This window comes from Cedecea sp. P7760 (assembly GCF_013386425.1).
GTDB classification, from domain to species: Bacteria; Pseudomonadota; Gammaproteobacteria; order Enterobacterales; family Enterobacteriaceae; genus Cedecea; species Cedecea selenatireducens.
The window spans coordinates 90,087-105,838 of sequence record NZ_JACARU010000003.1; the positions used below are offsets into that span (position 1 = coordinate 90,087).

Annotated in this window: 15 protein-coding genes; 13 read left to right on the top strand and 2 right to left on the bottom strand. The window is 56.8% G+C overall.

The window, feature by feature from the left end; translation table 11 throughout:
* The first annotated feature begins 13 nt into the window (after window positions 1–13).
* The 3 genes from fruA (at window position 14) to nadS (ending at window position 2,598) form a co-directional block, all read left to right on the top strand.
* The gene (gene fruA / locus HX778_RS00885; protein ID WP_176981082.1) at window positions 14–1,702 is read left to right on the top strand and encodes a PTS fructose transporter subunit IIBC; all 1,689 of its coding nucleotides are present in this window, start codon (window positions 14–16) and stop codon (window positions 1,700–1,702) included.
* Between the two features lie 277 nt (window positions 1,703–1,979).
* Window positions 1,980–2,327 carry a type II toxin-antitoxin system RelE/ParE family toxin gene (locus tag HX778_RS00890; RefSeq protein ID WP_038481060.1) on the top strand — a complete coding sequence of 116 codons (348 nt, stop codon included), beginning with the start codon at window positions 1,980–1,982 and terminating at the stop codon, window positions 2,325–2,327.
* Complete coding sequence (gene nadS / locus HX778_RS00895; protein ID WP_038481063.1) at window positions 2,314–2,598, top strand: NadS family protein; 285 nt, start codon at window positions 2,314–2,316, stop codon at window positions 2,596–2,598. The genes HX778_RS00890 and nadS overlap by 14 nt, the downstream gene beginning before the upstream one ends.
* Window positions 2,599–2,640: 42 nt before the next feature.
* Here nadS and nfo read toward each other — a convergent pair whose 3' ends face one another.
* Together nfo and HX778_RS00905 are read right to left on the bottom strand one after the other, a co-directional pair.
* Window positions 2,641–3,498, bottom strand: a complete 858-nt coding sequence (nfo, locus tag HX778_RS00900) for a deoxyribonuclease IV (RefSeq protein ID WP_176981083.1) — start codon at window positions 3,496–3,498, stop codon at window positions 2,641–2,643.
* Between the two features lie 86 nt (window positions 3,499–3,584).
* On the bottom strand, window positions 3,585–4,634 hold the full coding sequence (locus HX778_RS00905; RefSeq protein WP_038481069.1) for a YeiH family putative sulfate export transporter: 1,050 nt from the start codon (window positions 4,632–4,634) through the stop codon (window positions 3,585–3,587).
* Window positions 4,635–4,759: 125 nt separating this feature from the next.
* Here HX778_RS00905 and yieE point away from each other — a divergent pair, with 125 nt between their 5' ends.
* From yieE to cirA, 10 genes are all read left to right on the top strand, one after another.
* Window positions 4,760–5,626, top strand: a complete 867-nt coding sequence (yieE, locus tag HX778_RS00910) for a DNA-binding transcriptional regulator YeiE (protein WP_038481072.1) — start codon at window positions 4,760–4,762, stop codon at window positions 5,624–5,626.
* Window positions 5,627–5,810: 184 nt separating this feature from the next.
* Window positions 5,811–6,596, top strand: coding sequence for a transporter substrate-binding domain-containing protein (locus HX778_RS00915; protein ID WP_176981087.1), 786 nt, complete (start codon window positions 5,811–5,813; stop codon window positions 6,594–6,596).
* 10 nt (window positions 6,597–6,606) lie between these two features.
* A complete protein-coding gene (locus tag HX778_RS00920) occupies window positions 6,607–7,275 on the top strand; it encodes an amino acid ABC transporter permease (protein ID WP_038481075.1) in 669 nt (222 codons plus the stop codon).
* A complete protein-coding gene (locus tag HX778_RS00925) occupies window positions 7,272–7,928 on the top strand; it encodes an amino acid ABC transporter permease (protein WP_038481078.1) in 657 nt (218 codons plus the stop codon). Before HX778_RS00920 ends, HX778_RS00925 begins: the two co-directional genes overlap by 4 nt.
* Window positions 7,909–8,646 (top strand): amino acid ABC transporter ATP-binding protein, encoded by a 738-nt coding sequence (locus HX778_RS00930; RefSeq protein WP_038481080.1) that lies wholly within the window; start codon window positions 7,909–7,911, stop codon window positions 8,644–8,646. The genes HX778_RS00925 and HX778_RS00930 overlap by 20 nt, the downstream gene beginning before the upstream one ends.
* Window positions 8,647–8,834: 188 nt before the next feature.
* Window positions 8,835–10,304 carry an amino acid permease gene (locus tag HX778_RS00935; protein ID WP_176981084.1) on the top strand — a complete coding sequence of 490 codons (1,470 nt, stop codon included), beginning with the start codon at window positions 8,835–8,837 and terminating at the stop codon, window positions 10,302–10,304.
* A 179-nt stretch (window positions 10,305–10,483) separates the two neighbouring features.
* On the top strand, window positions 10,484–11,599 hold the full coding sequence (locus HX778_RS00940; RefSeq protein WP_176981088.1) for an ABC transporter substrate-binding protein: 1,116 nt from the start codon (window positions 10,484–10,486) through the stop codon (window positions 11,597–11,599).
* 15 nt (window positions 11,600–11,614) lie between these two features.
* On the top strand, window positions 11,615–12,691 hold the full coding sequence (locus HX778_RS00945; protein ID WP_038481087.1) for an iron ABC transporter permease: 1,077 nt from the start codon (window positions 11,615–11,617) through the stop codon (window positions 12,689–12,691).
* Window positions 12,688–13,476, top strand: a complete 789-nt coding sequence (locus HX778_RS00950; RefSeq protein ID WP_096753968.1) for an ABC transporter ATP-binding protein — start codon at window positions 12,688–12,690, stop codon at window positions 13,474–13,476. Before HX778_RS00945 ends, HX778_RS00950 begins: the two co-directional genes overlap by 4 nt.
* Before the next feature lie 126 nt (window positions 13,477–13,602).
* A complete protein-coding gene (cirA, locus tag HX778_RS00955) occupies window positions 13,603–15,573 on the top strand; it encodes a catecholate siderophore receptor CirA (protein WP_176981085.1) in 1,971 nt (656 codons plus the stop codon).
* The last annotated feature ends 179 nt before the right edge of the window (window positions 15,574–15,752 follow it).

Consider the following 15,752-nt stretch of genomic DNA (forward strand, 5'->3'; position numbering starts at 1 on the left):
CAGGAGACAGGCAATGAAAACGCTGTTAATTATTGAGCCGGGACTGGGGCAGGCGCGCGCGTATCTCGCGAAGACGCTGCTCGGTGCCGCCGCGCCAAAAGCGCATCTCGACATCATTGATAACCCGAACGACGCCGAACTGGCGATTGTTGTCGGCACCGCCATTCCGGCTGATACCTCGCTGAACGGCAAAAAGGTGTTCCTCGGCGATATCGACAGAGCCGTTCAGCATCCTGAGCTGTTCCTGAGTGAAGCAAAAGGTAAGGCACAGACGTACACGGCACCGGTAGTAGCCGCATCCGTAGCTACAAAAGGGCCAAAGCGTATTGTCGCCGTCACCGCCTGCCCAACCGGCGTGGCGCACACCTTTATGGCAGCCGAAGCGATTGAAACGGAAGCGAAAAAGCGCGGCTGGTGGGTTAAGGTTGAAACCCGTGGCTCCGTGGGCGCAGGTAACGCGATTACGCCTGAAGAAGTCGCCGAGGCTGACCTGGTGATTGTGGCGGCCGATATTGAAGTCGACCTTGCAAAATTTGCCGGCAAGCCGATGTACCGCACCTCTACCGGCCTGGCGCTGAAGAAAACCGCCCAGGAGCTGGATAAAGCTCTGGTCGAAGCCAAACCTTACGAAGCGGCAGGTAAAGCAAGCTCTGCTCAGGAATCTGGCAAAAAAGAAAGTGCCGGAGCGTATCGTCACCTGCTGACCGGCGTTTCTTACATGCTGCCGATGGTGGTGGCGGGCGGTCTTTGTATCGCACTCTCCTTCGCCTTCGGGATCCAGGCCTTTAAGGAACCCGGCACGCTTGCCGCTGCGCTGATGCAGATTGGCGGCGGTTCCGCGTTCGCTCTGATGGTACCGGTGCTGGCGGGTTACATAGCCTTTTCTATTGCCGACCGTCCGGGCCTGACGCCGGGTCTTATCGGCGGCATGCTGGCAGTTAGCACCGGCTCAGGCTTTATCGGCGGCATCATCGCCGGTTTCCTGGCGGGCTATATCGCGAAGTTGATTAGCTCTAAGCTGAAGCTGCCGCCAAGCATGGAAGCGCTGAAGCCGATTCTGATCATTCCGCTGTTCTCAAGCCTGGTTGTTGGCCTGGCGATGATCTACCTGATCGGGACGCCGGTGGCTAAAATCCTGGCGGGCCTGACCCACTGGCTGCAAACCATGGGCACCGCGAACGCGGTCCTGCTGGGTGCTATTCTGGGCGGGATGATGTGTACCGACATGGGCGGCCCGGTGAACAAAGCGGCATACGCTTTTGGGGTTGGCCTGCTCAGTACTCAGACCTATGCGCCAATGGCGGCGATTATGGCCGCAGGTATGGTGCCACCTCTGGCGCTGGGCCTGGCCACGCTGGTTGCTCGCCGTAAGTTTGATAAGGCGCAGCAGGAAGGGGGCAAGGCGGCGCTGGTACTGGGGCTGTGCTTCATTACCGAAGGGGCGATTCCGTTTGCCGCTCGTGACCCGATGCGCGTTCTGCCTTGCTGTATCATCGGCGGCGCGCTGACGGGGGCGCTGTCCATGGCGGTTGGCGCGAAGCTGATGGCACCGCACGGTGGCCTGTTTGTGCTGCTAATCCCTGGCGCGATTACCCCGGTGCTGGGTTATCTGCTGGCGATTATTGCCGGTACGCTGGTGGCTGGCCTGTCCTACGCCTTCCTCAAGCGTCCTGAAACGGAGCTGGCGGCGAAAGCGGCTTAATCTCCAACTCAACGTCTGCCTTCTTTCTATTGAAGGCAGACGTTTCTCTTCTGCCTTTATTTTTCATTCCCTGCAATCCCTTAAATGCCTTTCGGGATCTCTCCCACATGACTGAAAACTCTCCAACTCGTTACAGCCCTTTACTAAGCCCTTTGCACAATCCTGATATTTCAACCTTGTTTCCTGCCGGCTAAAAACGAATATTTTGGCAAGGCAAACAATATAGGTGTACTATGTACTCGGTGGTGTACTTAGTACCCTCAAGGATGGGGGCACGATGACTCACGCTATTACTTTTATTGAGACGACGTTATTCACTCGCCAGATTAAACAGCTCGCGACGGATGACGAACTTAGCGCGTTGCAAAAAGAATTAATTGGATCGCCGGAGAAAGGTGACCTGATACAGAAAACCGGGGGATTACGGAAGATCAGGATGGCAACCGGCGTTCGGGGGAAAAGCGGAGGTGCCAGGGTTGTTTATTTTTTGGCAACGGCGGAGGTGATTTGGCTGATTATGGCCTGGCCGAAGAATATAAAAGAAGACCTGACGGCCGCGGAAAAAACTGAACTCAGAAAACTGACGACATTATTGAAAGGTAAAATAGAGCATGAGTTTTTTTAATGACCTTAAATCCTCGCTTGAAGAGGCGGTAGAGATTAAAAATGGCGCGAAGGCACCTGCAATGGTGGTTCGCTATGACGTGGCGGATGTCCGGGCGATCAGAGAGCAGCTGAATGTTTCACAAAGTGAAATGGCAAAGGCGTTAGGCACCAGCGTTGACACCATCAAAAGCTGGGAATTAAAGCGCCGGAACCCCACTGGCCTCGCAGCAAAAGTGCTGGCGACGATTCAGGCCAACCCGGCATTTTACTATGAGCTGGCAGCACGCTGAGCGTTGCTGCCAGCTAAGATCCAGGCGCAATACGCTCAACAACTAAGCCGTGGCTTCTTCGTGCTGCTGCGCCTTAAGCCAGGCGATTTCTTCCGCCCAGATATCCGGATTAGTGGTTTCCAGAATTAACGGGATGCCGTCGAAACGTGCATCGCGCATGATCCAGCTGAACGGCGTGTGGCCGATGTTGCCGAGGCCCAGGCTGTTATGGCGGTCAACGCGGCTGCCAAATTCACTTTTTGCATCGTTAAGGTGCATGCCGCGAAGGTATTTAAAGCCGACAATGCGTTCGAACTCGCTAAAGGTATTTTCACAGTCTTCTTCGGTACGCAGATCGTAACCGGCGGCAAAAGCGTGGCAGGTATCAATGCAGACGCCAACGCGGGACTTGTCTTCCACGCCGTCAATAATTGCCGCGAGATGTTCAAAGCGGAAACCGAGGTTGCTGCCCTGGCCTGCGGTGTTTTCAATAACGGCGGTCACGCCCTCGGATTTTTCCAGCGCAATGTTGATCGACTCTGCGATACGCTTCAGGCATTCCTTTTCCGGAATTTGCTTCAGGTGGCTGCCCGGATGGAAATTCAGCAGCGTCAGCCCCAGGTCCTGGCAGCGAACCATCTCGTCGATAAACGCCTCGCGGGATTTCTCCAGCGCCTCTTCAACCGGATGGCCGAGGTTAATCAGGTAGCTGTCGTGAGGGAGAATTTGGCCCGGACCGTAGTGATATTTTTCGCAGGCGCTTTTAAAGCTGTCGATAATTTCGCTGGTCAGCGGCGCGGCGCGCCACTGGCGTTGATTCTTGGTGAACAGGGCAAAAGCGGTGGCTTCCAGTTCGTGGGCGCGGATGGCGGCATTTTCCAGGCCGCCCGAGGCGCTAACGTGCGCTCCAATAAACTTCATCTGTCTTCTCCTGTTTCTTGACGGGCAAAACCCGCTATCTGTAATCCGTCATGATAGCGGGTCAGGAGGCTTTTTTCCGTATTGAATTATGCGATCAGGTGGTGAATCGCCAGGTTAATGCCCGCACCGCCGACAATCAGCCAGATGAACAGCACCAGCGCCATCAGCAGCGGGCGCACGCCGGCTTTTTTCAGCGCGCTGACGTGGGTTGTCAGGCCGAGTGCGGCCATCGCCACCGCCAGCAGGACGGTATCCAGCGTGACAAGTAGATTAACCACGGCCTGCGGCAAGAAGTGGAAGGAGTTGAAAATCGCCACCACGATAAACAGTATCGCAAACCATGGAATAGTGATTTTGCTCGTCTGCGCGCTGCCAGCCGGTGCCAAAGACTTAACGCGGGCGGCCAGGAAAATCAGGAACGGCGCAAGCATCATCACGCGCAGCATTTTGGCAATCACCGCCGCGTTTTCCGTTTCAGGGCTAATCGCATGGCCTGCCGCTACAACCTGAGCGACCTCATGCATCGTCGAGCCGGTGTAGATCCCGAAGGTTTCCGGCGTAAACCACTGGCTGACGAACGGGTAAATCATCGGGTAGATAAAGATAGCCAGGGTCCCGAAGATAACCACGGTTGCCACCGCCACGGTGACTTTGCTGGCCTCGGCTTTGACCACGGGCTCGGTGGCAAGCACCGCCGCCGCACCGCAAATGCTGCTGCCCGCGCCAATCAGCCAGCTGGTTTGTTTATCCAGCCCGAAGACTTTTTGGCCGAGCCAGCAGGCGAGGGCGAAGGTGCTGCACAGCGTCAGCACGTCAATCAGCAGGCCACTTACGCCGACGTCGGCAATTTGCGAAAACGTCAGGCGGAAGCCATAAAGAATAATGCCGAGGCGCAGCAGATGCTGTTTGGCGAACAGCACGCCGCCGTCGCATTGCTGCCAGATTTTTGGGTAAACGGTGTTACCGACAATCATGCCGCAAAGGATGGCAAGCGTCAGGGCGCTAAGGCCAACTCCGGCCACCGCAGGGATATTGCCGAGCCATAACGCCAGTCCGGTAATGGCGGCGGAAAGCGCCAGCCCCGGTAAAAAGTGCCACAGCGTGTGGCGGTGAGCTTGTACTGTGAGTGCAGTCATAACCTTCTCCTTTGTCATGGCAAAAAGGCTACGCCTCGCTGGCATAAAAATAAAATTGATTATATATTTATAATTAATCTTTATAAGTGGTAAGCAACTCGCTGCCACCACAGGAAAGCCCCCTTATGCATATCACGCTGCGGCAACTTGAAGTGTTTGCTGAAGTCCTTAAAAGCGGCTCGACCACCCAGGCATCCCAGATGCTATCCCTGTCCCAGTCGGCGGTAAGCGCCGCCCTGGCCGACCTGGAAGGGCAGCTTGGGGTTCAGCTTTTCGACAGGGTCGGGAAGCGGCTGGTCGTCAACGAGCACGGCAGGCTGCTCTATCCGCGTGTGGTGGGGCTGCTGGAGCAGGCGGGTGAAATAGAACAGCTGTTTCGCGAGGATAACGGCGCGATTCGTGTTTATGCCAGCAGCACCATTGGCAACTACATTCTGCCGGAGATGATTGCCCGCTACCGGCGCGACTTTCCGAAGCTGCCGCTCGAGCTTAGCGTCGGCAACAGTCAGGACGTGATTAACGCGGTGGCGGATTTTCGTGTCGATATCGGCCTGATAGAAGGCCCGTGCCACATGGCGGAGCTGGTCACTGAACCCTGGCTGGAAGATGAGCTGGTGGTCTTTGCTTCGCCGGGGAACCCGCTGGTACATCAGCCGGTCACGCTTGAAAACCTGGCAAAACAGCCGTGGATCCTGCGTGAGCGTGGCTCAGGCACCCGTGAGATTGTCGACTATTTATTGCTGTCGCACCTGCCGAAGTTCCAGCTGGGCATGGAGCTGGGCAATTCCGAGGCGATCAAGCATGCGGTGCGCCACGGCCTGGGCATCAGTTGCCTGTCCCGCCGCGTCATTGCCGAGCAGCTGGAAAGCGGCTCGCTGGTGGAGGTTGTCGTCCCGCTCCCTCGCCTGGTGCGCACGCTGTACCGCATCCACCACCGCCAGAAGCACATCTCCAACGCGCTGCTTCGCTTCCTGCGCTACTGCGAAGCATAATGCACCAAAATCTTGCAGCTGCACCTGATTGGGGTGTAGCTGCGAGGCAGCTATCCTCTTGTTAACCTTCCTTTCACCGTGATACCGCCACAATCTTCGCGATCCCTCTTCATTGGCACATTAGTTGCAGAATTGAATTCAAAGAATCTTTTGTTTCAATCAGGCGACGAGGCTGCACATGACGATGAAAAAATGGTTGTTCTCTTTAGTTGGCGCGACGGTTCTGCTGGCTCAGGCCGGGGCGGTAATGGCCGACCAGCTGCAGGATATTGAAAAGCGCGGCGTGCTGCGCGTGGCGGTCCCGCAGGATTTCCCGCCTTTTGGTTCGGTGAATGCTGACCTGAAGCCGCAGGGTTACGACATCGATATGGCGGCCTACCTGGCGAAGGGGCTGAAAGTCAAACTGCAGCTGGTGCCGGTGACCAGCGCGAACCGCGTCCCGTACCTGCAAACGGACAAGGTTGACCTGGTGATTTCCAGCCTCGGCAAAAACGCCGAACGTGAAAAGGTCATCGATTTTAGCCGCGCCTATGCCCCGTTCTTCCTGGGCGTATTTGGGCCGAAAGATGCCACGGTAGCCGATGCTAAAGCGCTCAGCGGGAAAACCATCGGCGTGACCCGTGGCGCAGTAGAAGACATGGTATTAACCGATCTCGCGCCGAAAGACGCCGACGTGAAGCGCTACGAAGACAACAACACCACGATTTCTGCTTACCTTTCCGGCCAGGTGCAGTACATCGCCACCGGCAACCTGGTCGTGGCGGCAATTGCCCGCCAGAGCCCAACCAAAGCCCCGGTCAGCCAGTTTATGCTCAAAGACTCGCCTTGCTACATCGGGCTGAAAAAGAACGAGCCTGCCCTGAAAGCGAAGGTAGATGAGCTGATTGGTGACGCGCTGAAGGACAACACTCTGAACGCCCTGTCGCAGAAATGGATGCAGGCGCCGCTGCCTGCCAACCTCGGCGCCTGAGGAGCCGGGAATGACCACGCAACTTGATTTTGCCGGTCTGCTGCCCTACTGGCCGGCGCTACTTGCCGGCCTGTGGGTGACGCTGGGGCTCACCGTTATGGCGACCGTGGGTGGCGTTGCCATCGGCATTACCGGGGCGGCCATTCGCAGCGGCAAACCGGGGCTGTTAAGCCTCGTGTGGGGCGGCTATGTGGAGCTGATCCGCAACACGCCGTTTGTGGTGCAGCTGTTCTTTATTGTCTTTGGGCTACCGGCGCTGGGGCTAAAGCTCAACGCCGGGGAAGCGGCACTTATCGCGATGCTGATTAATCTTGGGGCTTACAGCACCGAAATTATCCGGGCGGGCATTCAGGTGACGCCGAAAGGGCAGTGGGAAGCGGCTCGCGTGCTGGGGTTAAGCCGCAGCCAGACGTTTTTACGCGTGGTGTTGCCGCCGTCGCTGAAGCGCATTTATCCGTCGCTGGTTAGCCAGTGCATTATCGTGATGCTGGGGTCTTCCGTGGTGTCGCAGGTTTCCTGCGAAGATCTGACGTTTGCCGCCAGCCTTATTCAGTCACGCACCTTCCTGAGCTTTGAGGTCTACCTGGTGACCACCTTAATGTATCTGGTGCTGTCGTTAATCATGCGCCAGCTGCTGCTTGCGGCAGGGCGAAAATGGCTGGGGAGTGATGTCGGATGATGACGTTTACCGACTGGGATATCGTGCGCAACCTGCTGCTGGCGGCCCGCTGGACGGTGCTGCTGTCGCTGATTGCTTTTTTCTTCGGCACGCTGGTGACCTTGCCGTTGCTGCTGCTGCGCATGAGCCGCTGGACGTGGCCAAAGCGCTTCATTAGCGCCTATGTTGCGCTGTTTCAGGGCACGCCGCTGCTGATGCAGCTGTTCCTCGCATTCTTCGGTATCGCGCTGTTCGGGATCGACGTGAGCGCCTGGACGGCGGCGACGCTTGCCCTGACGCTGTTTACCAGCGCATTTTTGCTGGATATCTGGTACGGCAGCATTCGTGCGTTGCCCAAAGGCCAATGGGAAGCCTGTCGTTGCCTCGGTTTGAGCTTCGGGCAGACGCTGTTCCGGGTAATAGCCCCGCAGGCAATGCGCATCGCCGTTGCGCCGACGGTCGGGTTTTCGGTGCAGGTGATTAAGGGCACCGCGCTGGCCTCGATTATTGGTTTTGTCGAGCTGACCAAAGCCGGCACCATGCTGAATAACGTGACGTTTGAGCCGTTTAAAGTGTTTGCCCTGGTGGCGCTCGGCTATTTCTTACTTTGCTATCCGCTGTCGCGCTACAGCCGCTATCTGGAGAAAAAATTCCATGCCGCTCATCACCATTAATGACGTACAAAAATATTACGGCGACAACCACGTGCTGAAGGGCGTCAGCCTTGATATCGACATGGGCGAAGTGGTGTCGATCATCGGCCGCAGCGGCTCCGGTAAAAGTACGTTGCTGCGCTGCATGAACGGGCTTGAAGGTTACCAGGACGGCAGCATCAAGCTCGGTGGGATGACTATCACCGACCGTGAATCTCAGGCGCGTGAAATCAGCCGTTCCGTGGGGATGGTGTTCCAGAGCTTTAACCTGTTCCCGCACATGACCGCGCTGGAAAACGTGATGCTGGCGCCGCGCAGGGTCCTGAATAAGAGCGCTGCCGAATGCCGTGAGCTGGCGCTGGAAATGCTCAACAAAGTCGGCCTGGGCGAACGCGTGGATTACTATCCGGCCAACCTTTCCGGCGGCCAGCAGCAGCGCGTGGCCATTGCGCGGGCGCTGGCGATGAACCCCAAAGTGCTGCTGTGCGATGAAATTACCTCGGCGCTCGACCCGGAGCTGGTGGGCGAAGTGCTTAAAGTTCTGGAGCAGCTGGCGGCAGAAGGCATGACGCTGATTCTGGTGACTCATGAAATGAACTTTGCCCGGGAGGTCGGCGACCGCGTGGTGTTTATGCACCAGGGGAAAGTGTGGGAGCAGGGTGAGAGCAAGTCGTTTTTTGCTCATCCTCGTACTCAGGAACTGCAGCAGTTTATCTCCTCCGTACGCGGGCTAGGTTAATCTTTGACCGCCGGTCGGCTGAATGCGCCGGCGGTTTTTAATTCCCCTCAACTTATCGGCCTGATTAGCGACTTGCTAATAATTGCCGGGCGATCATGAAGCTCTCTTATAACCCGGGATTTCTGCTATCTGAATAAAGACGTTTTGTTACAATCTTGCCTCATTTTTTGGACAGGCAACAATTTCCTATGGTTTCACAAGATAAAACGACAGAAGCGCCTGGCTTACGCCGCGAATTAAAGGCGCGCCACCTGACGATGATCGCCATTGGCGGCTCCATCGGTACGGGGCTTTTCGTTGCCTCTGGGGCGACAATTTCTCAGGCGGGGCCGGGCGGCGCGCTGCTCTCTTATATGCTGATTGGCCTGATGGTGTACTTCCTGATGACCAGCCTGGGCGAGCTGGCGGCGTTTATGCCGGTCTCTGGTTCCTTCGCAACCTACGGCCAGAAATACGTTGAAGACGGCTTTGGCTTCGCGCTTGGCTGGAACTACTGGTACAACTGGGCGGTGACCATCGCCGTTGACCTCGTCGCCGCGCAGCTGGTGATGAATTACTGGTTCCCGGACACCCCAGGCTGGATCTGGAGTGCGCTGTTCCTCGGTATCATGTTCTTGCTTAACTGGATCTCCGTGAAGGGCTTTGGCGAAGCGGAATACTGGTTCTCGCTGATAAAAGTGACCACCGTCATCATCTTCATCATTGTGGGTGTGATGATGATCGTGGGTATTTTCAAAGGGGCACAGCCGGTAGGCTGGAGCAACTGGACAACCGGCGATGCGCCGTTTGCCGGGGGCTTTGCCGCAATGATCGGCGTAGCGATGATCGTAGGCTTCTCTTTCCAGGGCACCGAGCTTATCGGGATTGCCGCCGGTGAGTCCGCGGACCCGGAGAAAAATATCCCTCGCGCAGTGCGTCAGGTGTTCTGGCGAATCCTGCTGTTCTATGTGTTCGCGATCCTGATTGTCAGCCTGATCATTCCTTATACTGACCCAAGCCTGCTGCGCAACGATGTGAAAGACATCAGCGTCAGCCCGTTCACCCTGGTGTTCCAGCACGCGGGCCTGCTCTCTGCGGCGGCGGTCATGAACGCCGTTATCCTGACGGCGGTGCTGTCAGCGGGTAACTCCGGGATGTACGCTTCCACACGTATGCTTTACACCCTGGCCTGCGACGGCAAGGCGCCGCGTATTTTCGCGAAGCTGTCTAAAGGCGGCGTGCCGCGTAACGCGCTGTACGCTACCACCATTATCGCCGGGCTGTGCTTCCTGACGTCTATGTTCGGCAACCAGACCGTTTACCTGTGGCTGCTGAATACCTCCGGGATGACCGGCTTTATCGCCTGGTTGGGGATTGCCATCAGCCACTATCGCTTCCGTCGCGGTTACGTGCTGCAGGGCAACGACATTAACGACCTGCCGTACCGTTCGGGCTTCTTCCCGATTGGGCCGATCTTCGCCTTTGTGCTGTGCCTTGTCATCACGCTGGGCCAGAACTACGAAGCGTTCCTGTCTGACACCATCGACTGGGGCGGCGTCGCGGCAACCTATATCGGTATTCCGCTGTTCCTGGCTATCTGGTTCGGCTACAAGATAACGAAGGGCAGCCGCTTCGTGCGCTACAGCGAAATGGAATTCCCGAAATTTCGTGAGAAATAAGTCAAAGTAACAATAAGTTACTCTTTAGAGGGCGTGATTATCACGCCCTTTTTCTATTCTGCTGGCAATCAATAATGCCAACGGGCTATAGTATTCAACAATTAAATTGATAACCATTATCATTTGCTTTATCGTTAACGCCATTCTTTAAGGAACGAAGGAGCGTTAGCGTGAAGCATATGATTAAATTCAAGAATATCTGTCTGGCTCTGGCATTAACCGCCACTGGTTTACACTCCGCCATCGCCGCAACGGTGACCGATATCGTAGGGCGTGAAGTCACCATCCCGCAGAAGGTTGATCGCATTTTGCTGGGGGAAGGGCGGCTGTTTTATGCTCTGGCGCTGCTGGAAGGGCAAAAGCCGATAGACCGTATCGTGGGCTGGCAGGGCGACTTCCGTAAGCTGGACACCCAGACTTACGCGGAATATAAAGCGAAATTCCCGAAAATTGACGATATCCCGCTGATTGGCAGCACCACGGCCGACAGCGTCAGCCCGGAAAAAGTACTGACGTTGCATCCGGATGTGGCGATTTTTGGCCTGTCTGGTCACGGCCCTGGCCGCCACAGCGAGCTGGTTTCCCAGCTTGAAAAAGCGGGCGTGCCGGTAGTCTTCGTCGATTTTCGTACCTCGCCGCTGAAAAATACCTTGCCGAGCATGCGTCTGCTGGGCAAAGTGTTGCATCGCGAGAAACAGGCCGATGATTACATCGCCTTTTATGAAGCAAACCTGAAAAAAATTACCGACGTCACCGGCAAGATGGCGGCAAAAGATAAACCTTCGGTGTTTATCGAACTGCGTGCTGCGGCGATGGAAGAGTGCTGCGGGTCTGCCGGGAAAGGCAACATGGGCGATTTTATCGATCTGGCGGGCGGTAACAACATTGCTAAAGACCTGCTGCCGGGTGCGTTGGGCACGGTGAACCTGGAAAAAGTGCTTGCCGCTGACCCGCAGGTCTATATTGCCAGCGGCGGCAAAGCCCCTGGTGCGACCTCGCCGGGCGTGGTGCTCGGCGCTCAGGCGACCAAAGCTGAAGCCCAGGCCAGCCTGCAGAGCGTGCTGGAGCGTAAAGGCATTGACCAGCTAACGGCGGTTAAAGAAGGGCGCGCCTATGGCGTATGGCATAATTTCTACAATTCGCCGTATAACATCCTGGCTATTCAGGCGATGGCGACCTGGTTCCATCCGCAGCAGTTTGCCGAGGTGAATCCGGAGCAGACGATGCAACAACTTTATAAACAGTTCCTGGCGGTAGAGCCAACGGGAACGTACTGGACCGATCTGAAGAAGTAACGAAGGTAAGACTTGATGAGTGCCACCACCGATCCGATGCCGAACGAGGCGCAGCCTGCCACTATTATGGGGCGCTACCAGCAGGTGCTACGTCACCGCTATTTGCTGATGGGGGCGTTGGTCATTGCGATCTTAGCCTCGCTGCTGCTGGACTTTACCCTTGGCCCGTCCGGGCTGCCGCTGGATACGCTGTGGCAGACCCTGATTGACCCGGCCAGCGCTAACGCCGGTACGCGGGTGATCGTGTGGGACATTCGTCTGCCGTATGCGCTGATGGCGCTGCTGGTCGGCATGGCGCTGGGCCTGGCGGGGGCGGAGATGCAAACCATCCTCAATAACCCGCTGGCCAGCCCGTTTACGCTCGGCGTTTCCTCCGCGGCGGCCTTCGGTGCCGCGCTGGCTATCATTCTCGGCATCGGTATCCCAGGGGTGCCGGATCAGTGGTTTATCTCCGCCAACGCCTTTGTCTTTGCGCTGTTTGCCGCGCTGATGCTGGACGCCATTACCCGCTGGACCCGCGTGGCGAGTTCCGGCGTGGTGCTGTTTGGTATCGCGCTGGTGTTCACCTTTAATGCCCTGGTGTCGATGCTGCAGTTTATCGCCAGCGAAGACACGCTGCAGGGGCTGGTGTTCTGGACCATGGGCAGCCTGGCGCGTGCCTCCTGGGACAAGCTCGGCGTGCTGCTGCTGGCCTTTGCCATCATCATGCCGATTTCTATGCTCAGTTCCTGGAAGCTGACCGCGCTGCGCTTAGGCGAAGATCGCGCCGTCAGCTTTGGTATCGACGTGAAGCGCCTGCGTTTAGGCACTTTGCTGCGCATCAGTATTTTGTCCGCGCTGTCCGTGGCCTTTGTGGGCCCAATCGGCTTCATTGGCCTGGTTGCGCCGCACATCGCCCGTATGCTGTTTGGCGAAGATCACCGTTTTTACCTGCCGGGCAGCGTGCTGGTCGGGGCGCTGGTGCTGTCACTGGCGTCGGTTGCCTCTAAAAACATTATCCCTGGCGTCATCATTCCGGTGGGGATCGTCACCTCGCTGGTGGGCGTGCCGTTCTTCCTGAGTATTATTCTTCGCCATAAGGGGAACGTGTGATGCAGGGCTTACAGATTGATGCATTCAACGCCGGTTACCCGAAGCGTAAAATTATCGAAAACCTCAGCGTGCCGACGCTGCCACGCGGCAAAATTACCGTGCTGCTGGGGCCAAACGGCTGCGGTAAATCGACTTTACTGCGTTCGTTAGCGGGCCTGAACCGCGCGGAAGGGCAGCTGTATCTCGACGGTGAAGACCTGATGGCTTTGCCGTTCGCTAAACGCGCGGAAAAAGTGGTTTACCTGCCGCAGTCGCTGCCGCAGGGCGTGCATCTGCACGTGCTGGAATCCATCATCGTGGCGCAGCGTGCGTCCGGTGGCCGCCACAGCGCTGAAAGCGAAGCGCAGGTCATGCAGCTGCTAAAACAGCTGGGGATCTCGCATCTGGCTTTGAGCTACCTGGATCAGCTTTCCGGCGGGCAAAAACAGCTCGTAGGCCTGGCGCAGTCTTTGATTCGCCGTCCCTCTCTGCTGTTGCTCGACGAGCCGCTGAGTGCGCTGGATTTGAATTACCAGTTCCACGTCATGGACCTGGTCGCCCGCGAAACCCGCGAGCGCAATATCGTCACCGTTGTTGTGGTGCACGATATTAATATTGCTTTACGCCATAGCGAGCATGTTCTCATGCTGCGCGACGGCAAACTGGTTGCCAGCGGCGAGCCGGAGGAAGTGATTACTCCGCGCAGCCTGGCCCAGGTTTACGGCGTGAAGGGGCGCATTGAACGCTGCTCACAGGGTGTTGCCCAGGTGCTTATCGACGGCCTGGTGGAAACGCCCACCGTATAACAACGCATTTCAGGAATACTAAGGAACACAGTATGCAGCCGGTGGCCAATGTAGCCGCTGGCGCATAGTGCAATGTGAGCGCTAAACGGTTGTTTCGTTTGTAATTCACCTCATGGAGAGAAAGAAATGTTAAGGTTGAATCCCATTGTCCGGGGAGGACTCTGCGCATCCGTGCTCGGTCTGGCTTTTCCCGCCATCGCTGACGATCGCGAAGAAACCCTCGTAGTCACCGCGTCCGCCATCGAACAAAACCTCAAAGATGCGCCTGCCAGCATCAGCGTTATCACCCAGGACGAGCTGCAAAAAAGGCCCGTCAATAATCTGAAAGATGTGCTGCAGAACGTGCCCGGCGTACAGCTGACCAACGAAAGCGATAACCGCCGTGGCGTCAGCCTGCGTGGCATGGACAGCAGCTACACCCTGATTCTGGTGGACGGCAAGCGAGTTAACTCCCGCAATGCGGTATTCCGCCATAACGATTTTGACCTGAACTGGATCCCGGCTGATGCGATTGAACGTATCGAAGTAGTGCGCGGGCCGATGTCCTCGCTCTATGGCTCAGATGCCCTTGGCGGCGTGGTGAACATCATTACCCGCAAGGTAGGCAAAGCCTGGCACGGGACCTTCACCGTGGATTCAACCGTGCAGGAACACCGCGACCGCGGCGATACCTACAACGGCAATTTCTTCACCAGCGGCCCGCTGATTGACGACGTGCTCGGCGTAAAAGTCTACGGCAGCCTGGGCAAGCGCCAGAAAGACGGTCAGCAGACTTCAACAACTAACGCCAATGGCCTGACGCCGCAGATTGAAGGCTTCACTTCGCGCAATGCCAGCACCGAGTTTTCGTGGACGCCTGCCGACAATCAGGATGTCACCGTAGGCTACGGCTTTGACCGCCAGGACAGGGAATCTGACTCGCTGGATAAGAACCGCATCGAACGTCAGGATTATTCCCTCGGCCATAACGGACGCTGGGACTTCGGCAATACGGAACTGCGTTTCTACGGCGACAAAATTGATAACCTCAACCCGGGCAATAGCGCGGCTATCACCTCACGCAACAACAGCGTCGACGGCAAGCTGGTGCTGCCGCTCAGCGACATCAACCAGTTCCTGACCTTCGGCGGTGAGTGGCGTCACGACAAGCTGAGCGACCCGGTAAATATTACCGGCGGTAATAGTTCTAAAACTTCTGCCAGCCAGTACGCTCTGTTTATTGAAGACGAATGGCGCATCTTCGAGCCGCTGGCGCTGACCACCGGCATTCGTATGGATGACCATGAAACCTACGGCGACCACTGGAGCCCGCGTGCTTATCTGGTGTACAGCGCCACCGATACCGTCACCGTTAAAGGCGGCTGGGCAACGGCCTTCAAAGCGCCTTCTCTGCTGCAGCTTAGCCCGGACTGGACCAGTAAATCCTGCCGTGGCGCCTGCCAGATTGTCGGCAGCCCTGACCTGAAGCCGGAAACGAGCGAAAGCTTTGAGCTGGGCCTGTATTACGCCGGGGACGAAGGCATTCTGGACGGCGTGAGCGGCAGCGTGACCGCCTTCCAGAACAACGTTGAGGATATGATTGATATCCAGCGTACCGCGAACCGCAGCGTGGCACCGTCTTACTCAAACTTTGTTGGCTTTGATAAGAGCGGTAACCCGATCTTCCGCTACTACAACGTGAACAAAGCGCGTATCCGCGGTGTGGAAACCGAGCTGAAAATACCGTTTAACGACCAGTGGAAGCTGTCGCTGAACTACACCTACAACGACGGGCGTGACCTGAGCAACGGCGGCAATAAACCGCTGCAGCAGCAGTCGTTCCATACCGCTAACGGCACCGTTGACTGGGCGCCGCTGGAAGATTGGTCGTTCTATGTTTCGGCGAACTACACCGGCAAGCAGCGTGCGGTATCAGCCACCGACAAAACGCCGGGCGGCTACATAGTGTGGAACACGGGTGGAGCCTGGAAGGCGACGAAGAACGTGAAGGTGCGCGCAGGGGTGCTGAACCTGGGCGACAAAGACCTGAATCGTGACGTCTACAGCTACAACGAAGACGGCCGTCGCTACTTTATGGCGCTGGATTATAGTTTCTAAGTTGTAGGTACCGTCTCTCTAAGAGGTGTGTCTTATACATATTCTTCCTGGAGAGGTCCTTAGTTCAGTCGTTATTCCGTTCACCCATAGATCTGTTTTCCCTGCTCGTTCAGAGCACGGTGAACGTGTGAGGGGGAATTACGCCATTCCCCCTCACAACCCCCGGCGCCCGGCGAGCT